The organism is Rothia sp. (in: high G+C Gram-positive bacteria), from assembly GCF_030540545.1.
Taxonomy (GTDB): Bacteria; Actinomycetota; Actinomycetes; order Actinomycetales; family Micrococcaceae; genus Rothia.
The window spans coordinates 129,450-154,872 of sequence record NZ_JAUNVZ010000007.1; the positions used below are offsets into that span (position 1 = coordinate 129,450).

General features: G+C 56.5%; 17 protein-coding genes and 5 tRNA genes. 1 reads left to right on the forward strand and 21 read right to left on the reverse strand.

Going from position 1 to position 25,423, the window contains the following annotated elements:
• Positions 1-4 precede the first annotated feature (4 nt).
• The 11 genes from def to Q4P78_RS07350 form a co-directional block, all read right to left on the reverse strand.
• Positions 5-583 carry a peptide deformylase gene (gene def, locus Q4P78_RS07300; RefSeq protein WP_303339706.1) on the reverse strand — a complete coding sequence of 193 codons (579 nt, stop codon included), beginning with the start codon at positions 581-583 and terminating at the stop codon, positions 5-7.
• A gap of 35 nt (positions 584-618) precedes the next feature.
• Entirely contained in the window at positions 619-1,521 is a 903-nt protein-coding gene (locus tag Q4P78_RS07305) for a cytochrome (protein WP_303339707.1), read from the reverse strand.
• 244 nt (positions 1,522-1,765) lie between these two features.
• Positions 1,766-1,837, reverse strand: a tRNA-Val gene (locus Q4P78_RS07310).
• Positions 1,838-1,985: 148 nt separating this feature from the next.
• A tRNA-Glu gene (locus Q4P78_RS07315) sits at positions 1,986-2,058 on the reverse strand.
• A gap of 25 nt (positions 2,059-2,083) precedes the next feature.
• Positions 2,084-2,155 (reverse strand) — tRNA-Gln (locus Q4P78_RS07320).
• A gap of 19 nt (positions 2,156-2,174) precedes the next feature.
• Positions 2,175-2,247, reverse strand: a tRNA-Gly gene (locus Q4P78_RS07325).
• A 498-nt stretch (positions 2,248-2,745) separates the two neighbouring features.
• Positions 2,746-4,269, reverse strand: coding sequence for a glutamate--tRNA ligase (gene gltX / locus Q4P78_RS07330; RefSeq protein ID WP_303339708.1), 1,524 nt, complete (start codon positions 4,267-4,269; stop codon positions 2,746-2,748).
• A 43-nt stretch (positions 4,270-4,312) separates the two neighbouring features.
• A complete protein-coding gene (locus tag Q4P78_RS07335; protein ID WP_303339709.1) occupies positions 4,313-5,077 on the reverse strand; it encodes a fumarylacetoacetate hydrolase family protein in 765 nt (254 codons plus the stop codon).
• A gap of 188 nt (positions 5,078-5,265) precedes the next feature.
• Positions 5,266-6,366 (reverse strand): branched-chain amino acid aminotransferase, encoded by a 1,101-nt coding sequence (locus tag Q4P78_RS07340; RefSeq protein ID WP_303339710.1) that lies wholly within the window; start codon positions 6,364-6,366, stop codon positions 5,266-5,268.
• Between the two features lie 212 nt (positions 6,367-6,578).
• Positions 6,579-7,286, reverse strand: a complete 708-nt coding sequence (locus Q4P78_RS07345) for a response regulator transcription factor (protein ID WP_303339711.1) — start codon at positions 7,284-7,286, stop codon at positions 6,579-6,581.
• A 123-nt stretch (positions 7,287-7,409) separates the two neighbouring features.
• Entirely contained in the window at positions 7,410-8,711 is a 1,302-nt protein-coding gene (locus Q4P78_RS07350; RefSeq protein WP_303339712.1) for a sensor histidine kinase, read from the reverse strand.
• 302 nt (positions 8,712-9,013) lie between these two features.
• Between Q4P78_RS07350 and Q4P78_RS07355 the strand changes: the two genes are divergently transcribed.
• Entirely contained in the window at positions 9,014-12,010 is a 2,997-nt protein-coding gene (locus Q4P78_RS07355; RefSeq protein WP_303339714.1) for an FtsX-like permease family protein, read from the forward strand.
• Between the two features lie 224 nt (positions 12,011-12,234).
• Here the strand turns inward: Q4P78_RS07355 and Q4P78_RS07360 are convergent, their stop codons facing one another.
• The 10 genes from Q4P78_RS07360 to rsmA all read right to left on the reverse strand — a co-directional run bounded on the left by Q4P78_RS07360 (position 12,235) and on the right by rsmA (position 25,097).
• Positions 12,235-14,958, reverse strand: a complete 2,724-nt coding sequence (locus Q4P78_RS07360; RefSeq protein ID WP_303339715.1) for an ABC transporter permease — start codon at positions 14,956-14,958, stop codon at positions 12,235-12,237.
• Positions 14,959-14,963: 5 nt separating this feature from the next.
• A complete protein-coding gene (locus Q4P78_RS07365; protein ID WP_303339716.1) occupies positions 14,964-15,734 on the reverse strand; it encodes an ABC transporter ATP-binding protein in 771 nt (256 codons plus the stop codon).
• A gap of 335 nt (positions 15,735-16,069) precedes the next feature.
• Positions 16,070-17,614, reverse strand: coding sequence for a methionine--tRNA ligase (gene metG / locus Q4P78_RS07370; RefSeq protein ID WP_303339717.1), 1,545 nt, complete (start codon positions 17,612-17,614; stop codon positions 16,070-16,072).
• A 228-nt stretch (positions 17,615-17,842) separates the two neighbouring features.
• Complete coding sequence (gene ilvC, locus Q4P78_RS07375) at positions 17,843-18,871, reverse strand: ketol-acid reductoisomerase (RefSeq protein ID WP_303339718.1); 1,029 nt, start codon at positions 18,869-18,871, stop codon at positions 17,843-17,845.
• A 198-nt stretch (positions 18,872-19,069) separates the two neighbouring features.
• Complete coding sequence (ilvN, locus tag Q4P78_RS07380) at positions 19,070-19,570, reverse strand: acetolactate synthase small subunit (RefSeq protein WP_303339719.1); 501 nt, start codon at positions 19,568-19,570, stop codon at positions 19,070-19,072.
• Positions 19,570-21,372: an acetolactate synthase large subunit gene (locus tag Q4P78_RS07385; RefSeq protein WP_303339720.1), complete on the reverse strand. Its 1,803-nt coding sequence runs from the start codon at positions 21,370-21,372 to the stop codon at positions 19,570-19,572. The genes ilvN and Q4P78_RS07385 overlap by 1 nt, the downstream gene beginning before the upstream one ends.
• Before the next feature lie 544 nt (positions 21,373-21,916).
• Positions 21,917-22,417, reverse strand: coding sequence for a hypothetical protein (locus tag Q4P78_RS07390; RefSeq protein ID WP_303339721.1), 501 nt, complete (start codon positions 22,415-22,417; stop codon positions 21,917-21,919).
• 467 nt (positions 22,418-22,884) lie between these two features.
• Positions 22,885-22,957 (reverse strand) — tRNA-Lys (locus Q4P78_RS07395).
• 148 nt (positions 22,958-23,105) lie between these two features.
• Positions 23,106-24,212, reverse strand: a complete 1,107-nt coding sequence (locus tag Q4P78_RS07400) for a 4-diphosphocytidyl-2C-methyl-D-erythritol kinase (RefSeq protein ID WP_303339722.1) — start codon at positions 24,210-24,212, stop codon at positions 23,106-23,108.
• Positions 24,213-24,221: 9 nt separating this feature from the next.
• Positions 24,222-25,097 carry a 16S rRNA (adenine(1518)-N(6)/adenine(1519)-N(6))-dimethyltransferase RsmA gene (gene rsmA, locus Q4P78_RS07405; RefSeq protein ID WP_303339724.1) on the reverse strand — a complete coding sequence of 292 codons (876 nt, stop codon included), beginning with the start codon at positions 25,095-25,097 and terminating at the stop codon, positions 24,222-24,224.
• Positions 25,098-25,423 lie beyond the last annotated feature (326 nt).

Consider the following 25,423-nt stretch of genomic DNA (forward strand, 5'->3'; position numbering starts at 1 on the left):
CAGCCTACTTCCCAAAAGAGCCGAAACTAGAACCGGCGCCAAAAGCACCCGACACGCGCGCAGCACGCTCAGCCTGAGTCTTCTGCGCCGTCGCATCAAACTCAGCGGCACGAATCGCACGCATCACACGCTTACGATCCTCGCCCACCAGACGATCAATAAACAGCTTGCCGTGCAAATGATCCGTCTCATGCTGCAGCATACGAGCAAACAGACCCTCGCCCTCAAGAACCAGAGGCTGACCGTACATATCAACACCGGTCACACGAGCCCACGCCATACGCGGAGTATCAGACTTCTGACCGGGCACCGATAGGCAGCCCTCGCCACCCTCCTGAGGCTCATCGCCCACCTCAAGAACCGGATTAATAATATGCCCCTCACGGCCATCAATATTACCGAAGGTAAAAATCTGCTTATTCAAACCAACCTGCGGGCCGGCCAAACCAACACCGCCCACGTCATACATGGTCTCCAACATATCGGCAACCAGGCGGCGCAGATCATCATCAAACACAGTAATCGGCTCACTCACAGTGCGCAGCACCGGATCGCCCACCGTACGAATCGTCAAAATAGTCATCAATACTCCTAAAAGTTCTAACGCATCACAAAAATTTACGCGGCACGCACCTGCGGATTAGGATGAGCGCCCACTGCCGGTTCACCCAGCAAATGAGGCGGAGGCGGCACCACCGGCATCAAAGCCTCATGCTCCAACTCATCCACCTGGCGCCCATACTCCCACACTCGGCGCAAAGCACAAAACTTATACCAGTTCTTCTCCAAGACCGCAGGATTCGCCTGATGAGGCACAACCTCCGTCTGCCCCAAGGCAACACCCATCAGAATCGGCGCATCACCATAAGACCACGGCTCCCATGTGCCCGCGTCCGGGTCGACCAGAGACTCCTCAGCTTTCAAACCCGCCACCAGCTGCATAACGACCTTCTCATCCAAAGGCTTCACGCGACCCTTACGGTCCGTACCCTTCGTCTTATAGTCAATAATGCAAGTGCGGCCAGCAATCTCAGCCACCAAATCCAAGGTGCCCGCATAGCCAACGGTCTCATTCCAAATCGTCACCTCAGCCGCCAGAGGCTTCGGGCGGAAAGTCTCCCACCACTCATCAAAACGATCCGCATACGCCTGCTCACCGTGCTCGATCAGCAGCTCACGGCACGCCGCGACCTCATGGTCCTTGCCCATGGCGCGCAACGCGATATTCTCAGCATAATTGTGCACACGATCGCCGCGAGCCGCCGCCTCATCACGGTAGCGCTCCGAAGCCGCTGCAGCGTCACGAATAATCGCAAATTTCAAACCATGAGAAGAAGTCGGCCTATAGGTACGAGAATCCTCCAGCGCTGCCTTTGCAGCCATATAACCATGCCAGCCGCCCAAATCAGTAGCCTGCTGGCCAATCACCGTTGTAATCGACGGCACTAGCAACTCACCACCGCGCACACGCGAGTACATACGACCGTATTCTGTTGCGGAAGCAAGCTGCGGAGAAGTCACGAATCACCTATTCTTGCGCGAGGGTTGGTGTGCGCGGAGTGCGGGGTGGGTAAAACTCTAAATATCTAGTGTACCGCGTTCGCTTCATCCCCGCTCCCTCCCACCGTTTTGGGCGCAATATGTTGCTTTGGGCGCAAATTTTCTGCGCCCATTGTTACTTTTTGCGCCCAAACCGATTGGCGAAGCCGAGGAGTCACTGGGAGAACAAAAAGCCCCTTACCTTCTCGGCAAGGGGCTTAGTCAGTGCGTGATACTGGGTTCGAACCAGTGACCTCTTCGGTGTGAACGAAGCGCGCTACCACTGCGCCAATCACGCTTACAGGTAAATACTATACCGAACGTTTTGACACTTTGCAAATCCACCGATGCTCCATTTCGAGCCGGTCATTCGCAAGTGGATCAGATAGTAGATCTACCCGGATAGCAAAAAACCTCCGTATTTCTACGGAGGTTTTTACCTAGAGTGACCCCAACCGGATTTGAACCGGTGTTGCCGCCGTGAGAGGGCGGAGTACTAGGCCGCTATACGATGGGGCCATAGCATTAATTTCTTAATGCTAAGCTGGGATACCAGGACTCGAACCTAGAATGACGGTACCAGAAACCGGAGTGTTGCCAATTACACCATATCCCATTACTCACCGAAGTGAGAGAGCGGTTGACGAGACTTGAACTCGCGACATCCACCTTGGCAAGGTGGTGCTCTACCAACTGAGCTACAACCGCATTTGTTGCTTACTCGCTTCGTTCCTTTCGACCCGTCGCGGCAACAAGTAATACTATACGGGAGTCTTTTGGGGTGCGCAAACCCGTTTCGGTCAAAAACCACCCAAAATAGCCCGATTTTTGACACTTAAATACATCTGACTAGGTGAAACACTTGTAACCATGCATACATAAAGTTTTCTAAAATTCCTTCAAAATCCTTGATTTTGGGCGGTTTAGAGCTTTCTAGAGCCGTCTATAGACCTCTAGACTGCCCCGAACATTCCCTAAAAGTCCTCGAGATTTTCTCGATTCAGTACCCTTTTGGCTTAGTTTTCTTCTCTGAAACCTCAGCTTCTTTCCTCGAGAGGTTCCTCCAGAGCCTATTTCACTTCCCCAAACAGGGGTCTTCTCCCCTACCCTCCCCAAAAAACACCGAAACCGAACAGCTCAACGGGTATAAAAAATCCTGCCGGGTCGTTTTTCAACGATCCCGACAGGATTTCAACGCCTCACATATTAGCCGTTCAGATCAGCCAGCAGAGCGCGCAGACGGTTCAGGGAGGATTCCTTACCCAGAATCTCCATGGACTCAAAGAGCGGCGGGGAGATGCGCTCACCGGACACAGCGGTACGAACCGGGCCGAATGCCAAGCGAGGCTTAATCTCCAGGCCCTCAACAATAGCGGCGCGCAGTGCAGCCTCAATCTCAGCTGCCTCGAACTTCTCCAGGGGCTCCAGCGCGTCAATAGCTGCCTGCAGAACAGCCGGTGCGGATTCCTTCAGCTGCTTACGAGCGTCCTCAGCGATAACGATCTCGTCATCCTTCTTGAGGAGGAATGCCAGCAGCTTGGGAGCCTCACCCAGCAGCTGCATGCGCTCCTGGACCAGGGGCGCTGCCTCGGTGAGGATCTGCTCTTCGCGTTCGCTCAGCTGTTCACCCAGGGGTGCGTAGCCGTCTTCGTTCTTAGCCTGCAGGTAGGGAATCAGGCGGTTGCGGAAGTCCTCGGGGTCGAGCATACGAATATGGTCGCCGTTAATGGACTCTGCCTTCTTCACGTCGAAGCGTGCAGGGTTTGCCACCACATCGTGCACGTCGAATGCCTCAACCAGTTCATCCACGCTGAAAACGTCCTTATCTGCGGACAGGGACCAGCCCAGCAGGGAGAGGTAGTTCAGCAGGCCTTCCTTAATGAAGCCGGCATCGCGCAGCAAGAAGAGGTTCGACTCGGGGTCGCGCTTGGAGAGCTTCTTATTACCCTGACCCATCACATAGGGCAGGTGGCCGAACTCGGGAATGAAGTCAGTTACGCCGACATCAACCAGGGCGCGGTAGAGAGCAATCTGACGCGGGGTGGAGGAAAGCAGATCCTCGCCGCGCAGCACATGGGTAATGCCCATCAGAGCATCATCCACGGGGTTGACCAGCGGGTACAGGGGCTTGCCGTTGGCACGCACCACCACGTAGTCGGGGGTTGCGCCCGCCTTGAAGGTGATTTCACCGCGCACCAGGTCGTTGAAGGTGATGTCCTCATCGGGCATGCGCAGGCGCCACACGGGCTGGCGGCCCTCAGCACGGTAAGCTTCCTTCTGTTCCTCGGTCAGGTTACGGTCGTAGTTGTCGTAGCCCAGCTGGGGATCCTCGCCCTTAGCGGCACGGCGTTCCTTGACCTCTTCGGGGGTGGAGAAGTCTTCGTAAATGTAGCCGCCTGCCTTGAGCTTCTCAATCACATCGGCGTAAATATCCATACGCTGGGACTGGCGGTAGGGCTCGTGGGGGCCGCCCACGCCAACGCCTTCGTCCCAGTTGATGCCCAGCCAGTGCAGGCCGTCGAGCACCTGGTTGAAGGATTCTTCGGAGTCGCGTGCGGCGTCGGTATCTTCAATACGGAAGATCAGCTTGCCGCCGGTGTGGTGTGCGTACGCCCAGTTGAAGAGCGCGGTGCGCACCATGCCCACGTGCGGGGTACCGGTGGGCGAGGGGCAGAAGCGCACGCGGGTATCCGCGGGGCTGTTCAGCTTAGGACCCGAGTATTCAGTCATTATTCCTTCTTCGTTCTATTCGGTGTAGGTCTGTGGGGTGTGCCTAGTTGGCTTCGTCGCGTACGCGAGTAATGAGCGAGCCGATGCCTTCAATCTCAATTTCGATTTCCTGACCATCTCGCAGCACGGTAGCGCCCGGTGCACTGCCAGTCAGCAGAACATCGCCCGGCAGCAGAGTGAAAATTTCGGAGGCGGCACTCACCAGCTCGGCGACCGAGTAGTGCATATCGGCAGTATTGCCTTCCTGCACGGTGTCGCCATCAACCCAGGTGGTGATGTTCAGGGAGTCGGTGTCCAGCTCGGTTTCAATCCACGGGCCCAGCGGGGTGGAGCCGTCAAAGCACTTGGCGCGGGTCCACTGCACATCGGTTTCGAGCATATCGCGGGCGGTCAGATCATTGGCGATAGTGTAGCCGAAAATCACTTCGTGGACGCGTTCCAGCGGCACAGACTTAGCGATGCGGCCAATAATAACTGCCAGTTCACCCTCGGGGCTCACGCTTTCGGAGTATTCGGGCAGGGTCACGGGGTCGCCCGGGCCAATCACGGTGGTATTGGGCTTAATGAAGAACTGGGGGCTTGCCGGTGCTTCGGTGCCCGCCCAGTTGGCGATGGTGCCGATGACCTTAGAACGCGGGATCATCGGGGAGAGCAGACGCACCTGCTCCAGGGGGTAGGTGGCTCCGGTGGGTTCAATACCGGAGTAGAAGGGATCGCCGGCGATAACGCGCAGGGTTTCTGCGCCTTCTTCGCCTTCGACGATACCGAAGTGGAGGTCGTTATCTACGGTAAAACGTGCAATTCGCATAACTCTCAGGATACCAAATATGGGGCGTACTCCCCCACCCTGCGCGGCGTATCAGCGGCACCGACGCATAAATAGGTGTTGTGGTGCCCGGATCAAACCGGGTACGCAAAACCGGGTACGGTAGCGCGTATGACTCACGCGGCACCGCACCCGGTTCGTATAGCTTGAGCGTCTATAAAGCGTCGAGGCTAGTCGGCCAGCTTGACCATCCAACCGTGGCGATCCTCAACCGCGCCGGTCTGAATACCCACCAGCTCCTCACGCAGGCTCTTGGAAATCTCACCAAAGCCCACAGAAGCCGCAGGAATCTCAAAATCAGCAGCCATCAGCTTACCAATGGGAGCCACCACTGCAGCGGTACCGCAGGCAAACACCTCGGTAATATCGCCATTTGCCACGCCTTCGCGCCACTCGGAGAGAGTGAACTTACGCTCCTCAACCTCCATGCCGCGGTCCTTCGCCAGCTGAATCAGGGAGGAACGAGTCACACCCTCCAGAATGGTGCCGGTCAGCTCCGGGGTCACAATCTTATTCTGCTTGCCGAAGACGAAGAACACATTCATGCCGCCCAGCTCTTCAATAGCGTCATCGCGGTTCGGATCCTTGAAGATCACCTGCTTGCAGCCGTGGGACTCACCCTCAGCCTGAGCGATCATCGACGCCGCGTAGTTACCGCCGCACTTAGCGTTACCGGTACCGCCCACACCCGCGCGGGAGTAGGTGGTGGAGAGCCAAATATCAACCGGTTCGGGGGTGCCAAAGTAGTTACCCGCGGGGGAACCAATCACATGGAACTGCACCTTGCGCGCCGGGCGAACACCCAGGTACGCCTCAGTAGCGATCATAAAGGGACGGAAATAGAACGCCTCACCGTCACCGCTGGGAACCCACGCATTATCGGTGCGCACCAGCTCGCGCAGGGAGTTCACGAAATCTTCCTCGGGCAGTGCCGGCAGGGAGAGGCGGTACGCGGAGCGGTTCAGGCGCGCAGCGTTTGCGTGCGGGCGGAAAGTCCACACGGAACCATCGGAGTAACGGTAGCCCTTAATACCCTCAAAGACGGACTGACCGTAGTGGAAAATACCTGCTGCCGGGTCCAGGCTAATCGGACCGTAAGGGGCAATGCGCGCATTGGACCAGGTGCCCTCTTCGTGGCCGATACCCTCCCAGTCGATAGTGACCATGTGGTCGCTAAAGTAGTCACCGAATCCGGGGTTTGCGAGAATTTCGTTACGGCGCTCTTCGCTTGCGGGATGCTGGTTTGCTTCGTGGCTAAATTCAAGTGCCATCAGACTGGTCCTTTTGATAGATAGTTGATATGTTTACCGCGCGCTAACGGTGCACGCGGGTCTCGTGTATGCAACTTGTGGTCGCGCATGGCACGCAGCAGGGTGCGCCGTAAATGCCAATATTTAGAGTAGCACTTTTAGGGCGCTACCATACACCACACAAAGTGATGCTCATGCAGCGGACAAGCACGCTCTGCATATATTCCGCGTTATTAGCTCACAAGCCCGGCTTCATAGGCCATAATCACAGCCTGCACTCGATCGCGAGCGCCCAGCTTACCCAGAATATGCGAGACGTGGGTTTTAATCGTGGCTTCCGATAGCACCAGCTCTTCGCTCATTTCACCATTGGATAGTCCCTGAGCCAGCAGCATGTAAATATCCATTTCGCGCGGGGTGAGCTGTTCCAGAAGCTGCGCATGAGGCTTCGGGCCGGAGGCGGGCACCTGGGCGGGCAGCGAGGTCTGAGCGACCATATGCTGCAGCAGGCGGCGGGTAGCGCTGGGCGCGATCACGGCGTCCCCGCGGTGCACGGTACGAATGGCGCCGAGTAGCTCGGTCGGGGGCGCGTCCTTGAGTAGGAAGCCGCTAGCTCCGGCACGCACCGCATCATAAACATATTCGTCCAGGTCGAAGGTGGTGAGCATGAGCACGCGCACCGGGGAGATATCCAAAGCGAGAATAGTACGTGCCGCTTGCAGGCCGTCCATGACGGGCATGCGCACATCCATAAGCACCACATCGGGAGCCTGGTTAGCGTCAACCAGAGCGCGGTAGAGGCTGACTGCCTCGGCGCCGTCGGCGGCTTCGGCGATAACCTGCAGGTCGCTTTGGGAGTCGACCAGCATTTTCAGTCCTCCGCGGACCAGCATCTGGTCATCGACCAGCATAACGCGTATAGCCTGAGCGCTATCGTTCATTTCTCTCCCTGTACCGTAAGTTCAGTGCTCTTTCATCTTATCCGACAGGACTCTATCTAAGCTCTATCTCAGGGCAGATTCAGGGTTTATGACAGACTCTCCACCAATAACATGGAGAGAAATTTAAACGTCTCGATAGGGCAGGGTTGCCTGCACTCTAAAGCCCTGAGCCGCGCTCAATGCCTTCGGGTCGTAGCGGGAGAGCTGACTATCGGCATCGTGCACCGGGCCGTAGCTAATAGTGCCGTTATACATTTCCACGCGCTCGCGCATACCGCGCAGACCGTTGCCGCTACCGGGCAGGGCGCTAAAGCCGCTCTCGGGCGCCGCATTATAAATATCGACTTCAATACCGGCACGGGTCCAGTCCACGCGCACGCGAACCAGCGGGGTACTGCGCGCGTGCTTGAGGATATTGGTCAGTGCCTCCTGCACCACGCGGTAGGCGGCTAGTTCGGCGCCCTGGGGTAGCATGCCGCGCATGGTGCCCGTCATGCCGTCCCAGTGCAGGGGTATACCCAGCTGGCGAGTTTGCTCAATGAGCTCGGGGATATCGTTCAGGGTAGGCAGGGGCGCAAAGAGAGTGCCCTCATCGGTGCGGAGCACGCCCAGCAGCGAACGCATTTGGGTTAGAGATTCACGAGCGGTTTCGGCAATGGTGTCCAGGGTCTGCTCGGCAATATCGGGTTCTTTCTCCCCTCGCTGGGCGGCGGCGATAAAGCGCGCGCCGTCCGCCTGGGTAATGATACTCGAGAGGGAGTGCGCCACAATATCGTGCATTTCGCGGGCGATGCGGGCGCGTTCATCCTGGGTTGCCATGGCTCGTTCCTGCGCCTGTTCGCGTTCAAGCTGCTCCACGCGTACACGGTATGCGTCTTGGCGTTCGGCGCGGGATCGACGGGAGTCACCAATGAACCAGCACAAGCTCAATAGGGTGCCCACAAAGGCGAAAATCATGAGCGCGCCCAGCAGATTAGTCACCCAGGAACCGGTAGGCAGGCGGGATAAGAACGTGAGGTTAATGGTGACCAGCAGGCTAGCGACCCACGCCAGGGCGAGCATACGCAGGCGCATGTGGCGCTGCCAGTGGCGACCCACATGGTAGAGCAACAGCATGGATACCGGCGCCATAAAGAAGGGCAGGGGGGTCACCAAGCAGCCGGCAAAGCAGCAGGCGATACTGAGAACCGCGGCGCTTACGGGCGCACGGTAGCGCCAGTACAGGGCGGTGGTGCTGGTAACGCTTAGGATGAGCGTTGCCAGACCCATAATGCGTTCAATGATCGAGTCGCCGTAATATCCTGTGACAGCTGTTGTCACCAGAGCGAAAGGCAGCAGGATAAGCTGCATCGCCGCTACCACGATTACATTGACCCAGTGGTAGTGGCGATCCAGACGAGCGTTGACGGTGCTGGTGATGTCCATGCTCTCAGTGTATGCCTTTGTGTCCCCTCTCGCCCGCTCAATCAGGCTTTGCGAGCAAATATCATCCTGGGGGTTGAGATGGGGCTGGTGTCGGGTCAGGAAAAATCATCCTCTGGTATGAGAATTATCCACAGTGACTCAGGGTACGCTTAGAAAGAGTCCCTGTGTACAGGTTCCTTCAGGCTATGTTCGCTTCGTCCTATCAGGCCCCGCGCGCCCTCGGATGAACGATGTTCATAGCGCGCTTGCTGGGATACCCTGCGCAGACTCACACGCCCACACTCTGCAGGAATGAGGATCAGATGTTTTCCTACACCAGCACCAGCACGAAAAACAGCGGAACACCGCGAGCAGCCCATATTGCCCTGGCGCGCCTCAAGTATCACCCGGGCTCCTATACGCTCACGGGTATCGGTATTGTGCTGGCGTCTTTTTTCGTCACGCTCATTCTGCTGGGTGTGCAGGCTATTGGACCAACCTATAACCGTTCCTCTAATCTGCTCTACTCCAAAACGGATGCGCTCACCTATATAACCCCTCAGACGCCCCTTGCACCGGGAGAGGCTTCGAGGCCTCGAGCCTCTCTAAGCCCGAGCGCGATTCCGAGCGCGAGCGCCGCGGGTTCTGTGGCGGCAAGCGAGCAGCCTAGTATGGACGCTGTGGTATCGGCTTCGGCAGCATCCTCGCCCAACCCCTATCCCGCCGGGTATAACCACGCCGAGCAGGAAACCCAAGCTGCAAACACCCTGCGAGCCCTGCACGAATATCTGACCGGGTCCTCACGTTCCAGCGATATTCGCAGCGTGTGGGAGGTATGGCATATTCCAATAGGTCTCTCGGGAACCCAGAGGTACTACTCGGATATGCTGACCCTGCCGCAGGACTCCTCCCTCTTCCCCTATGAGGTGACAGGTTCCTACCCCACCAGCCGCTACGAGGTGCTGATTCCCGATCGCGACCCGAACCATCTGCTACCCGCCACGGTCAATATTGGGGACACGCTCATGCTGCACGACCCCGAGGCCTACAACACCTACCTGACGCAGCACCCCGAGAGCACTACTATCAGTGATGAACTATTCGCGCAGCTGCGCCACGAATATAAGGTTGTGGGTACCTATCATCTGCCGCAGACTTTTAGCGACCGCTACGGTCTTTTTGTGGGTACCGATAGTTACTCTATGAAAGACCCGGTGGCATACTACGGTATCAGTCTGAGTATGGTAGCTCTGAGCCTGAATTCCGGTATGGATTCCGCCGCTATCTCCCGCATTAACCAGGGCATGAGCTCCATCATGCCGGATACCACGATCTTCGACGGCAATAATCATTTCATCTCCTACTCGCAGATGGAGCTGGACTCTCAAGCTCGGGGGCTGATGCTCTACGGCTCCTTCGGTGCGGGTGCCCTCATCTTTGGTCTGATTACTCTGCTGGTGGCGTGTTTTATGATTGCCAGTACGTTCCAGACTCTGCTGGCTCAGCGCTCGCGTGAGTTTGCGTTGTTGCGTACCCTGGGTGCGGATCAGAAGTCTCTGGTGGAGATGGTTCTGATTGAGGCTCTGCTGCTGGGCGTGCTTGCTAGCGGGCTGGGTGTGGGCGCTGCCTATGCTCTGGCGGCGTGGGTGCCATCCTGGGATCCGCGTGTGGTGACGTCCCTGTCCCCTCTTGCCGGCGTGGTGATTTTCCCGGTGCTAGTGGGTTCGGTGGTACTTGCTGCGCTGCGCCCGGCGCGTGCTGCCGCCTCCCTCTCCCCGGTAGAGGGTACCAAGGAGCACAGTGCGAAGGCTCCGGGTAAGCTCTCGCGTATCTTCCTTATCTTGGTGGGTCTTGGCGCCGCGGTGAGTTTTATTGTCTCCCGTGTGATTGCCCGTGCGAATCCTACTGCCCTGCCGGCGCAGCTTCCCAATAACCTGTCGATTCTTTGGGGTGCGGTATCCCTACTGCTGCTTATTGTGCTGATTTTTATGGCGGCGCGCTATATTCTGCCGGTTATTAATCGTCTGTGGCAGATGATTCCGGGTATTGGTATGGGTGCCCCGGCGCTGCTGGTTCGTTCTCAGATGGCGAGCCAGAGGGATCGTCAGCTCGGTGCCGGTCGTGCCCTGCTGCTGGGCGCGATGCTGGTTTCTCTTGTGCTTACGGGTAGGTCTATGGTGATGGCGACGGTGGATAATATTCAGCGCACCAACCCCGAGATGAGCGCTTCCTTTGGCTATCAGGTGACCGATTCCCCCGGCACTGATGTACAAAGCTACCGTGCTTCTTTGCAGGAGAGGGAACGCCAGGCGGATGCTTTTGCGGACTCCGCGCGCGCTATTGAGGGCGTGAATGCGGTTGCTGCTCTGCGCCCCGTCGCCTACGTTCCGAGTAAGATTTACGATGCTGCCGGCTACGACTATATGCCTCTGCCGGTGTATGCGCTGAGCCGAGAGCAGATGAGGGCTCTCTTCCCCGGTGCGAGCGCTTCTCCTGCCGAGGGTCAGGCGCTCTTGGCTGCCTCAAGTTATCAGCCGCTGACCCCGGTGCAGGAGCTGACGGTACGTGGTAGCCGTAGCGAGCAGAAGTTCACCGTGATTCGAGACTCGCAGGTTCTCTTCGATGAGCCCTCCCTCATTATCACGCCCGAAAGCGCACGCACCCTCTCCGGGGATGACTATGTCACCTTCGAGCCGGAACAGCTGGGGCTTGATAACAGCTCCGCCCGCTACCCCACCACTATTCGAGTGGTGGTGCGCGTGGCAACAACGCTGAGCCCGGAAGAAGAATCCCGCGTGGTCGACCAGCTCGATGCCATACGAGGCAAAGGTTACTGGTTCAATAGCCGTATCGGTATGCCCGGTCAGAACCGAGCCTCAGGAGTCAGGGAACAAACCCAGCAGAGTCTTGACCAGGGTGCACTAATCGCCCTGGTGCTGCTGGCAATTGCGACTCTCATTGCTCTGCTGAGCATTATTAACACCATGATGCTCTCGGTTCACCAGCGCCGCGCCGAATACGGTCTGCTGCGTGCTCTGGGTCTGCGAGCCTCCTCCCTAATGCGCATGGTGCTCGTGGAGGCGCTTTGCATCTCCCTCTCAGCGGTCACCCTCGGTTTGCTCGCCGGTACCGTCATTGCTGCCGGGGCTCTGCGCACGATCATCTCCACCTCGCTACCCGTCGTCTACGCCCTACCCTGGAGTGACTATCTGCTGGTGCTTGGACTGGGTGTGCTGATTGCTCTGCTCTCGGCTGCCGAGCCCATGCGCATGGCGCTAAAGCTCACGCCCATTGATGCCCTGCAGGATACTAAAGCCTAGGATCTCGAAAGGCTCTCGTAAGAGCTGAGCCTAAGAGCTGGGTCTAAGAGCTGGGCTCATGGGCTCTCAGCGACTCTTATAGAGCCCCGGCTGAGCAACTAACTATAGGGCGGCGTCCCAAGGATAGAAGAGATCCCGCCGGGAACCATATCGGTTCCCGGCGGGATCTCTTGTATATCTATTCTCTGAGGTTCTCAGTCTCTCGGTCTCAACAACCGAAAAACCTAGAGGGTACGCATACCCTGAACCGGCGAAAGCTTCGCCGAACGAGAAGCAGGCAGAGCCGCAGCCGCCAAAGCGGAAAGCAGACCAACCACCAGCACCAGAATCAGAGCCGGGTACGGCAAAGCCAAAACAATCTCAGCGTCCTTATCCAGCACAGACACAGCGGTCAAAGCACCCAGGCTCACGCCAACGATCACGCTCACCACCACAGCGGAAAGAGTAATCAAAATGGCTTCCAGAGAAATCATGGACTTCAGCTGAGAACGGGCCAGACCCAGAGCGCGCAGCATGGAGTTCTCGCGGCGGCGCTCATTGACCGACAGGGTCATCGTATTGGCAATACCGATAATGGAAATCACCACGGCAAGAGCCAGCAGAGCCAAAATCGAATTCAGCATAATACCCAGTACCTGGTCAAACACCTGACGCATAGACAGGCTACCCATCATATCGTCCCCACCATTAGCCTTGGTCAGGCTCTCCTGCAGAGCAGCATTTTCCTGGCTGCTCAGCGGAGTCTTCGCCTGAACCAGCAGCATGGTCACATTACCGGTCGGAGCAGAAGCAGCCATCTGAGCGGCAGCCTCAGCCGGAACGCCCTCGGGGATAGCCGCCGGATCGCTCTCAACAGCCTTCGGGTTCTTCAGATCCTGCAGCTGAGCCGCAGTAGCCGGAGTGACAAACACATCGGTCATACGCGAGTTCGCCTTCACGGGCTTGAGCTGCAACTCACCCTTAGGGCCCTTAGCGGTCAAACGAGTAGAATCGTTGAAGCCGAAGGCCTTCCAGGAAACCGCCGGGACCAGCACCTCATTATCCTTCAAGGAGGTGTTCGCCTCAGCCGGCAGCAGACGGTGCAGCTGCTCCTCGCTCAGAGCGTTCATATTCATCAGAGTATCCGGAGTGCTCGGGTCAGCATCGGTTGCCTTGCCGAAGTTCACGGTACCTGCAGCATAAGAGACCACAGCATAATCAACGTTCTTAATGCCCTGAACCTTAGAGAGAGTGGACTCCGCACGGTTCACCTGAGCCGCGCCATCGGTAGTGGTCGAACCACCGTAGCTAGCCACAGCAGCAATCGGGAACACCTTATCCATCATCGAGGTAATGGAAGCGCTCAGCACCGAATGGCCGGTCAACACAATGGTCACAATCATGGTGCCCACCAGCACGGCGCGGCCGGTAGAAACTGTACGCTTCGGAGCACGCAGAGCATTCGCCAAAGCCAACTTACCCGTCTGAGAACGAGTAAACAGGCCGAAGAAACGAATCACCGGAATCAGAATCCACGGAGCCAGCACAAACACAGCAATAGCCAGCAGGAAGGTACCCATAAAGGCATAGGTCAAACCCGAGCTAGAGCCGCGGTTGCCCAGAGCAATATTCATGCTCAAAGCACCCAGCGCAGCCAGGATCAGACCAACCACCAAGCCAGCCCAATGCGGCTTACGCAAAGCCATAGAGGTGGTCTCACGCATAGCGCTAATCGGCGAAATACGCAGAGCGGTACGAGCCGGAGCCAGCGACGCCAAAACAGTCACCAGAGTACACAGAATCACAGCAACCACAAACGCCGACAGGTCATAGGAAATCACAAAGGTATCAAAGAAGATCGACACCACAAACGCCAGAACAAAGGCAAGAGCCGCACCAATGACCGAGAAAATCACGCCAATAGCCAGCGCCTCCACCAGCAGCATACGCACCAGCGACTTACCGCGCGCACCCAGGGTACGCAGCAGAGCCAACTCGCGGACACGCTGACCAACCAGCACAGCAAAGGTATTAGAAATAACGAAGCTAGAAACCAGCAGCGCCAGCATTGCAAAAGCACCCAGCGCAGTGGTCAGCATGCTAAACATGCTCGAGAGGTGCTTCTGCAGCAAAGACACATATTCCTCGCCGCTAAATACCTTCGGAGCGGTGTTCGCGTCCTTAGTGTCCAGGCGCGCCTGCAAATCGGCACGAGCCTGAGCGCTATTATCCTTCAGGATGACAGAGGCCATCTGCAGCTGAACCGAACCGGCAGCAGCAGCTGCGGGAGCATTCGCGGTACCCGCCGTAGCGTTATCAGCCTCAGCAGAAGCAGCCAGCGTCTGCAGCTCAGTACCACCCATGAGCACCATAGAATTTGCGCTCGAGTCGGAATAGGTGGTCTCAAAAATAGCGGTCACCGTGTACTCAGTCGTATCGGCACCATTCGGGTTGCTCAGCTGCTGAATCAGATTCGGAGTGGTCAGCTTAGAACCAACCGACAGATTATTCTTCGTCGCAAAGCTCTTAGACACCATCAGCTCAGTGGAGCTAGACGGCAGCTTACCCTCAAACGGGAAGGGGGACAGCGCAGTATCCTTCGGAGCCTGCACCAACAACACAGTGCTCTTGGAATCATTAATAGTGATAGAGTTCTGAACGCTGTACGCAGCCCAGATCTTCTCCACTGCCGAATCATTCTCCAGCGCCTTCACCTGAGCAGAGGTCAGGTTCATTTCGCGGCCAGAATTAGTGCTCTCACTGGAGGCGCCTGCAGAAGCAACCACCGTCTGCATCTTCGAATACATATCGCCCACAGAAGCAGTCAAAGTGCTCTGCAGAGTACCCATCAGAATCAGCACAGCAGCAATAAAAAACGCCGAAATACCGATACCGACACCGGTCAGCGTGTATTTACCCTTAGAGGCGCGCAAATTTGCGCGCGCAACAGTATTAAGGTTCGTAGCCATAAAGGTTAGTTACCCTCCAGCTGACGCATCGCCTGCAGCACAGCATCATAGGTGGGGTTCTGCATATCGCCAGCAACCACACCGTCCTTAATAAAGACCACGCGGTCAGCATAAGAAGCCGCATGAGCATCATGAGTCACCATCAAAATAGTCTGCTCATGGTTCGTCGCAGCCTCACGCAGCAGACGCAGCACCTCAGTGCCCGAATTCGAATCCAGGTTACCGGTCGGCTCATCCGCAAAAACCACCTCCGGGCGAGCAAGAAGCGCACGCACAATAGCCACACGCTGCTGCTGACCACCCGAAAGCTGCTCCGGACGATGATCCAAACGACCATCAATGCCCAGAGTATTCACCAAATAATCACGCCACTCAGGATCCGGGGTCTTACCCGCCAAACCCAGCGGCAAATCAATATTCTGACCCGCAGTAATAGTCGGCACCAGGTTAAACGCCTGGAAAATAAAACCAACATGCTCACGACGGAACTCAGTCAGGTCCTTATCTTTCAAACCGTTCAGCTCAGTACCGCCAATACGGATAGAAGTCGCCGGGTTCGGATCCGGAGTATCCAGGGTCGCAACAGTCTGCATCAGAGTAGACTTACCCGAGCCCGAAGGACCCATAATCGCGGTAAACTTACCGCGCTCAAAGTCAATGCTCACATTGTTCAGCGCATGGACGGTTGCTTCGCCCAGGCCGTAAGTTTTTGAGAGATTTCGAGTAGAAACCGCAATCTTATCTGCGGGAATATTCGTCTGTACCATACTCTCCATTATCTCATGTGCCCTTTTGCATGTCAGGGGCTTTTTCTACCTCCCGAGTATGATTTCTAACCGGTTAGCTGAGTGAATTCTCATCCTTAAGTATGAGAAAAAGACACTATAAACACTCTCACTCACCAATCCGGCAAGGCTACGGCCACCAATCCGGCAAGGCTACGGCTGAGTGTTTGAATTACCCACTCACGTCGCGAATACTATTTTTCCTCGCGAGGGAAGACACCCCTCGCGACGAAAAATACTATTCGCGACGCGGAAAGAAAACCTGATTCGAGGTGCACAAAAGCCCTGTATGACTACCTCATACAGGGCTTTTGAATCGTTATAGGCTAAGCCTTCGGTTCCTCATAACGCGGGAATACGGGCTCAGGAGCAGGAAGCTCAGTACCCGCAACCAAGGCAGCGCTCAAGGAAGCAAAGTCACGAGCAGACTCATCAACGCCAAGCAGGTTCAGCAGCTTAGCGGTAGAGTCGGGCATAACCGGCTGCAGCAGAATAGTCACCTGACGTACAACTTCCAGGGTCACGTACAGCACGGTTGCCATGCGCTCCAGTTCGCCGTTCTTGCGCAGCGCCCAGGGAGCCTGGTCCGCGAAGTAGGCATTGGTATCTGCCAGCACAGGCCAGATACGGTCCAGTGCACGATGGAATGCCTGCTCCTCAAAGTCAGCGCGAACCTGCTCATACAAGCCTGCAGCCGCATCCAGAATCGCGCGGTCTTCTGCGGTGAATTCGCCCGGGGTAGGCACACGCGAATCGCAATTCTTTGCCACCATAGACAGGGAACGCTGCGCCAGGTTACCCAGGTTATTCGCCAAATCAGAGTTAATGCGGTTCTTAATAGCCTCTGCAGAGTAGGAGCCGTCCTGGCCGAAGGACACCTCACGCATGAGGAAGAAACGCACCTGATCCAGACCGAAAGCATTCACCAAATCGGCGGGGTCAACCACATTACCCACGGACTTGGACATCTTCTCGCCGTTGACCAGCAGGAAGCCGTGACCGAACACCTTCTTGGGCAGTTCCAGACCGGCAGACCACAGGAATGCGGGCCAGTAGATGGAATGGAAACGAGTAATGTCCTTACCGATCAGGTGCAGGTCAGCAGGCCAGTAGGTGGTGAACAGCTCGGAGTCCACATCCGGGTAGCCCAGGCCGGTCAGGTAGTTGGTCAGCGCATCCACCCACACGTACATCACGTGTTTGTCATTACCGGGGACAGGTACACCCCAGTCGAAGGTAGTGCGGGAAATAGACAGGTCGTTCAGGCCGCCCTTGACGAAGGAAATCAGCTCATTACGGCGGGATTCGGGGTAGACGTAGCCTTCCTGCGCGTAGAGTTCCAGCAGCTTATCGCCGTACTTGGACAGGCGGAAGAAGTAGGACTCCTCCTCAGTCCATTCAACCTCGGTGCCGGTGGAGATAGCGTAGCGCTGACCGTCGGAGCGTACTTCGGTTTCGTCTTCTGCGTAGTAGGCCTCATCGCGTACGGAGTACCAGCCGGCGTACTTATCCAGGTAAATGTCACCGTTTTCTTCCATGCGCTTCCAGATTGCCTGGGATGCTGCGTAGTGGTCGGGGTCGGTGGTGCGGATAAAACGATCGTAGCTGATATTCAGCGAGTCATTCATTGCTTTGAAGCGTGCGGAGTTCTCATCAGCGAGCTGCTTGGCGGTTTTACCCTGCTTCTCTGCGGTGGTCTGCATTTTCTGACCGTGCTCATCGGTACCGGTCATGAAGCGCACATTGTAGCCGTCCAGGCGCTTGAAGCGTGCCATAACGTCTGCTGCGATGGTTTCGTAGGCATGCCCGATGTGCGGGTTGCCGTTGGGGTATGAGATCGCGGTGGTGATGTAGTACGGAGTTGCAGTCATAGTTTCGATTTTACCGCAGTTTGCAGGCATGGCTAAACCGCGGGGCTCACTTTTCTCATATGCTTTTGAGGCTCCCCTGAGTACTCTACCTCGGTGTGCTGCCCACCCACATACGGGCAGAGAAAAAGCTCTTCCCCGCCCGGCCAATTGAGCCAGACGGGGAAGAGCCATGAATCGAGAGCCTAGGGTTCTCCCCTACTCTCTACACATAAATCCTAATATGAGGGATTAGCGTGCAACCGAGCCTTCGGTGTAGTCGTCATCTGCGGTGTTCCAGGAGAACAGCTCGCGCAGCTTACGACCGGTAGCCTCGATGGGGTGTGCCTCGCCCTTAGCGCGCAGTGCCTTGAACTCGGGGCCGCCAGCTGCCTGATCCTCCATGAAGCGCTTTGCGAAGGTGCCGTCCTGAATGTCGGCGAGCACTTCCTGCATGTGCTTCTTCACGTCGGGGGTGATCACGCGAGGACCGGAGACGTAGTCGCCGTACTCTGCGGTGTCGGAGATGGACCAGCGCTGCTTAGCAATGCCGCCCTCGATCATCAGGTCAACGATCAGCTTCAGCTCGTGCAGAACCTCGAAGTAAGCGATCTCGGGCTGGTAGCCAGCCTCGGTCAGAACCTCGAAGCCGTACTGAACCAGCTGGCTGGTTGCGCCACAAAGCACAGCCTGCTCGCCGAACAGGTCGGACTCGGTCTCTTCGGTGAAGGTGGTCTTGATAACGCCTGCGCGGGTTGCACCCAGGCCCTTAGCGTAGGACAGTGCCAGTGCCAGTGCTTCGCCGGATGCGTCCTTCTCAACAGCAACCAGTGCGGGAACGCCACGGCCTGCCTCGTACTCGCGACGCACGGTGTGACCGGGGCCCTTGGGGGCAACCATAGCCACGTCCACGCCCTCGGGAGCAACAATGTAGCCGAAGCGGATGTTGAAGCCGTGTGCGAAGAACAGTGCGTTACCTGCGGAGAGGTTCGGTGCGATCTCTTCGGTGTAGACCTTAGCCTGAACCTGGTCCGGGGTCAGGATCATAATGACGTCAGCTTCAGCTGCTGCCTCTGCAACGGTTGCCACGCGCAGACCCTCAGCCTCTGCCTTTGCGCGGGACTTGGAACCCTCAGCCAGGCCGACGATGACCTTCACACCGGAGTCGCGCAGGTTCAGTGCGTGTGCGTGACCCTGGGAGCCGTAGCCGATGATTGCAACGGTCTTGCCCTGAATCAGAGCCAGATCAGCGTCGTCATTGTAGAAAATGGTTGCTGCCATTTCTTCTCCTTGAATTGTATTTCTACGTTTGCCCTCGCTGGGCGCAGTGTTAAGTTTACTAGATATACGGCGCGTCACGTTATCGCAGGCGAACTTTGAGGCGCTTTTGGCGAAAAGTTCGCATTGTGGACATGAAACGCCTGCACGGTTCCCCGCCCGGCGGGGGTGTGCCGAACGGGAAACCGATGCTCACAAAATTTAGATGCGTTCGCTGGTAGCGCGCGGACCGCGAGCCAGCGCAATGGTGCCGGAGCGAACAATCTCGCGAATACCGAAAGGCTCCAGGACCTCCAGCAGAGCGTTCAGCTTATCAGCCACACCGGTAGCCTCAATAATCACAGACTCGGTGGAAACATCCACAACGCTCGCACGGAACAAATCAGCCGCCTGAACAACCTGAATACGGGTCGCAGGATCAGCCTTGACCTTAATAAGCAGGTGGTCACGCTGAGTAGAGGCATCAGCCGGCAACTCAACAACCTTCAGCACGTGAATCAGCTTATTCAGCTGCTTAGTCAGCTGCTCCAGAGCGTGATTATCACCCTCAGCAACAATGGTAATGCGGGAAACACCGGGAACTTCGGTCGGGCCCACAGCCAAAGAATTAATGTTAAACATGCGGCGAGAGAACAGGCCGGATACGCGCGAGAGCACGCCGGGCTTGTCTTCAACCAGAACGGAGAGAGTGTGCAGGCTCATTAGTTATTGTCCTCTTCTCGGTCGAAATCGGGCGAGGTGTTCTTCGCAATCTGAATCAGGTCATTCGACACGCCGGCGGGAACCATCGGCCACACCATAGCGTCCGGGCTGACCGTGAAATCAATAACCACGGGGCGGTCATTGATCTCCAGAGCCTTCTTAATGACCTCGTCCACGTCCTCATCGCGCTCCACGCGGAAAGTCGCGCAACCATAGGCGTCACCCAGCTTCACGAAATCGGGTACGCGGATAGTATCAGCACCGGTGTACAGGTGAGTATTCGAGTAACGCTCACCGTAGAACAGGGTCTGCCACTGACGAACCATACCCAAGGAAGAGTTATTAATAACCGCAACCTTAATCGGAATATTGTTCTGCACGCAGGTAGCCAGCTCCTGGTTAGTCATCTGGAAGCAGCCGTCACCGTCAATAGCCCACACCACAGAATCCGGGTTAGCAACCTTCACGCCCATAGCCGCCGGGATGCAATAACCCATGGTGCCCAGACCAGCCGACGACAGGTAATGGCGAGGGTTCTCCTGGTTAATAAAGTGCGCAGCCCACATCTGGTGCTGACCCACACCGGTGACATAGAAAGCATCCGGGCCGGTCAGCTCGCCAATACGCTGGATAGCGTACTGCGGGGAGCCCAGGCCGTCCTCAGTCTTGGTGTAACCCAGCGGGTAGTTCTTCTTCAGAGCATCCAGCTGCTCCCACCAATCAGCCAGAGAAGGCAGCTTCTGAGCGAACTCGGTGGAGAGCAGATCGTTCAGCTCCGGCAGAACATACGCCAAATCGCCAACAATCGGCACATCCGCAAAACGAATCTTAGAAATCTCAGCCGGATCCACATCAATATGAATCACCTTCGCATCGGGTGCGAAAGAATCCAGCTTACCGGTCACACGGTCGTCAAAACGAGCACCCAAAGTCACCAGCAAATCAGCACGCTGCAGCGCGGTCACCGCAGGAACAGTACCGTGCATACCCGGCATACCCAGATTCTGCGGGTTCGACTCGGGGAAAGCACCAATAGCCTGCAGGGTGGTCACCACGGGAGCGCCGGTAATCTCAGCCAGCTTCTCCAGATCCTTAGAGGCACCAGCACGCACCACGCCGCCACCAACATACAGCACCGGCTGCTTAGACTCAGCAATCAGCTTAGCCGCCTCGCGAATCTGCTTAGAATGGCCGCGAGTCACCGGAGTGTAACCGCGAGTCTCAATAGCCGGAGGCCACGAGAAATCAAGCATGCCCACCTGAGCATCCTTAGTAATATCCACCAGCACCGGGCCCGGGCGACCGGTCGTTGCAATATGGAAAGCAGTCGCAATACCCGAAGGGATATCCTCAGGGCGAGTAATCATAAAGGAATGCTTAGTAATGGGCATAGTCATACCCACAATGTCAGCTTCCTGGAACGCATCAGTACCCAGCAGGTTTACAGAAACCTGACCGGAAATAGCAACCATGGGAATAGAGTCCATGTTCGCATCAGCCAGCGGAGTCAACAGGTTCGTCGCACCCGGGCCGGAAGTCACAATAGCCACACCCGGCTTACCGGTAGACTCAGCATAACCCTGAGCCGCGTGACCCGCACCCTGCTCATGACGAACCAGGATGTGGTTAATCGAGGAATCCATCAGCGGGTCGTAAGTAGGCAGGATCGCACCACCGGGCAGACCGAATACATCGGTGACACCCAAGTTCTCGAGGGAGCGGATGATGGCCTGAGAGCCGGTCATGCGCTCGGTGCTGGTCGCGTCACCCGCCGCGGGGTTCGTCGAGGGTACCGTAGTCATGAATTGTCCTCGTAATAATCTCGTGTATTGTCGGTTCGCGTGTGCCACCCGAGCCACTGCCAAAGCAATGCTCGAATGCTGTCGGCCCGCTGGTTTGGGCTACGAAAAAGCCCCTCGCGCTGGTAATGCGAAGGGCGTTGATGCGTCACAAAGTGCGTGTTCGCCCTATCGCCCGGTGGGGCTAAGAACACGAACACCTACCGTTGGTGAACACATCATAAGCACTCTTCTATGGTGCTCCTAAACGCTATGCCCTGTCAAATGATTTAGAGACCAAGGTACAACTTTCCACTATCTGGAACAGGGATGAGTATGAGGCCTATGGTTTGAGGAAAAGGCGTTCGCGCACGAGTACGCGAGTGCTTAGCTTCGTCGAGGCTGTGTGGCTTCCAGCGGTTGGGTCGCGGTACGAGGAAAAGGCATTCGCGCACGACCTGCGCCTTCGCGCTGAGGGCGCGAATGCCCAGCTAAGAAACTCACGCAAGCGAACTCAGAAACGTAACTGCCTTGGCATCGTCCCATGCGCAGATATAAGCCACAGTATCTAGAGCACAGGCCAGATAGAGGTCACAAACTCACGGAACTCAGCCGCATCCCGAGCCTGAGCCAACACACCGCGACCCTCAGGAGTATGAATCTGCGGCTCATCAATCAAAGTCAGCAAAAAACGGCTGCCATTAATAGACTCAAGGCCCACCGAATGGTCACCCACCTTATACGCCTGAAGCGCATTAGTGTTATCGATCGTGGTCGCGGTGCCCGTCGTCTCAAGCGTATGCGGGTCAATCGGCGCGACAATCACCTCATCGGGACTCTCACGGTAACCAATCAGAAAATGGTCCTGATCGGCACCCTGAAGAGCCGCGACATCGGGGTTGCGATACGAAGAAGTACCGGTAGCGTACACAAGATTGTACGCACCGTAGTTAATAATCTGACGGTCAAAGAGCGGGTGGAGGGATCGCGCAATGGTCTCGGAGCTCAATTGAGTATCGGCAGCGGTGCCGTCGGTGGTTCCGGTCGGGAGGTGCAGTTCTTCGCTCATGGTTTAACCCTAGCAAGTTACACGCGCCACGTCAGCACTTTCGTCATATATTAAGCCAATACACAGCTTTATGACGCGGTGGCTGGTCAGACACTTCGGTACGTTTATTCCGTGCTTCGAGGGGTTATATCTAGCATTCCGCACGGGATGATGCCGAGATAGTTGGTTCAGCAGGTCGCTTACGCTGATTCTCCTACCGGTTCGTCAGAGCATCATCCCATGCGTGTACTGACAGGCTGTGAGTGCAGATAGTGTCTATTGAGTCATGTAATACATGGCTCAATAGACACTTTGACCGCTCACAGCCCGTCACAAAGTGCCGCGACTATAAACACACATGCTCTTTACGCAGACAGCGACCCAGACTCAGGAAAACAACGCTGATTCACAGCCCGACCGCTCAAACCAACTCAGGTACAACAAAAACGAGCCGGTCAGTAACCTGACCGGCTCGTTCACAAGAAAAGTGCGCCCCCTGGGACTCGAACCCAGAACCCATTGATTAAGAGTCAATTGCTCTGCCAATTGAGCTAGAGGCGCATGTCGTTTTTCGCTTTCGCGCTTCGACTCCTATAACTATACAGACCTTCACACCCGAAAACAAATCGAAAAGCAGTGATTCGCATTACATATTAGATTCTAGGTTTACAGCCATCACACACGCGCCCTCCACCCCGCGAATAGTTACCTAGAGAAGAGTTGTATCGGCGGCGAACAGGCCAGCCTCACGCAGCTCCATCGCAAGGATCATTGCGGCAGCACTATTAGGCGCCAGCAGCGCAATGGTCGGCCCCGAACCGGAAATAAAACCGCGCAGGGCCAAAGGATTGCTCAAACGCTCACGCAACTCCGGGCGCACATTCAGCGCCGGCTCCTGCAAATCATTACGCACATGCGGTGCCAGAATTGACGCACGCACCTGCTGATTCATGCCCTTACCCGTTAGGGCGCGCAGCACCTCTTCCGGCACGCTCATATCGCCAGCTTCAGGATACACACCCTGCGCGCGACCCTCATCCAGGGCGCGGAATACAGCGGGAGTGGACAGACCAAAAGGAGCCGCGACCAGTACAAACGCCAAATCAGCCTTATCGTGACGCTTAATCGGTTCGAGCTTCTCCCCCACGCCGGTACCCACCGCAATACTTGCATACTCGGGGTGGTCAGCATCTAGGCAGGCGCGCAGCATAAAGGGCACATCCGCACCCAAAGAAGCAGCAATCGCGTCCAGGCGTTCAAAGGGAGTCGGCTCATCAATCAGACCCGCCTCATACAGGTGATTATCGGTCAGCAGGATTGTCGCGGCAGCATCCGCCGAGCCGCCCGCCATGCCGCCGGCTACCGGAATCGCCTTAGCAATATGCAGATGCAGAGCAATATCCTCAGGAACCAGCTTATGCTCAGCCAGCACAGCCGCCGCCGCACGATACACCAGGTTCGTCTCGTCCAGGGCAACATCAGCCGGGTCAAAAGCACCCGCCTGATACTGATCAGCCACCAAAGAGCCGGCCACCAAACTCATAGTCAGAGTAATGCCCGGCTTATTAGTCACATCGGCAATAACCTCTTCCCACATTTCCACCGCGGCAAAAACCGTCACCAGCGGGTGGTAGCCGTTCTCAGCAGGCTCGCCCACCGCCAGGTGCAGATTGATCTTGCCGGGCGCCTGAATAAAACGAGCCTCCGGGGTGAAAACCGGCTCCTCAAAAATCGGGTCGTCACTCGGGTCAAAAGCGCGGGATGCGGTCATATTCGGCTCCATTTCGGGGCTAGAAGCGGCGGATGCGGTACTCACAATACTCCTCTACTCGCCGGTTTTCTCTTCAGCAGCAAGGTCACGAGCCGCCTCCGCAATAGCAATAAAACCGTGAATATCCAGCTTCTCTCCGCGCTCAGTCGGGGCAATACCCGCACGCACCAGAATCTGCTCGGCACGCGCGCCGCTACCGGCCCAACCGGACAGAGCAGCACGCAAGGTCTTACGACGCTGCGCAAAAGCCGCATCAATAATGGTGAACACCTCATCGCGGCTAATATCGCTCAAAGGCTCCGGGCGCATCGTAAAACCAACCAGACCGGAATTAATCTTCGGCGCCGGCCAGAACACATTCTTACCAATCACACCGGCTTTGAACACCTCTGCGTACCAATTGGCCTTCACCGACGGTACACCGTAAATCTTTGAACCCGGCACAGCCGCCAGACGATCAGCAACCTCGTCCTGAACCATCACCAGCGCATGGCGGATACTCGGGAAGGTCGCAAAAAGATGCAGCAGCACAGGAACCGCCACATTATAGGGCAGATTCGCCACCAGGGCATCGGGTGCAACCGGCAGCTCGGTCACCTTCAGAGCGTCATTGAGAACAACCTGAATATCGCCGGCTTTTTCCGGGCGGAACTTCTCAATAGTATGCGGCAGCTGTGCCGCAAGGGGCGGATCAATCTCAACCGCGACCATGTTCTTCGCGGCATCCAGAATACCCAGAGTGAGCGAACCAAGACCCGGGCCGACCTCAAGCACAGTCTCCTCGGGGCTAATCTCAGCCGCCGCAACAATACGACGAATCGTATTCGGGTCAATCACAAAGTTCTGACCCAGGGTTTTCGTCGGTCGGATACCGAGCATATCGGCAAGGTCACGGATTTCTTGAGGGCCCAGTAGCGGCTTATCATTCAGCTTTTCACTCACCGTCTCATTATATATGGGTGCGGGTAGTTCATGCTGAGACTGAGCTTCTCGATGAGGCTACGGCTGAGCTCCTGAGGCTGTGCCGCACTTCGAACTAAGACAATTCTGCACTTATGGTTGCGTTGTGCTTTTACGAGGCGATAGCAGCACCTCTGAGCTGAAGAGCATCATCCCATCAGAAAATCAGCAATGACCCAAAAACTGAATACTCCGGTACAACAAAAAACGAGCCGGTCAGTAACCTGACCGGCTCGTTCAAAAGAAAAGTGCGCCCCCTGGGACTCGAACCCAGAACCCATTGATTAAGAGTCAAT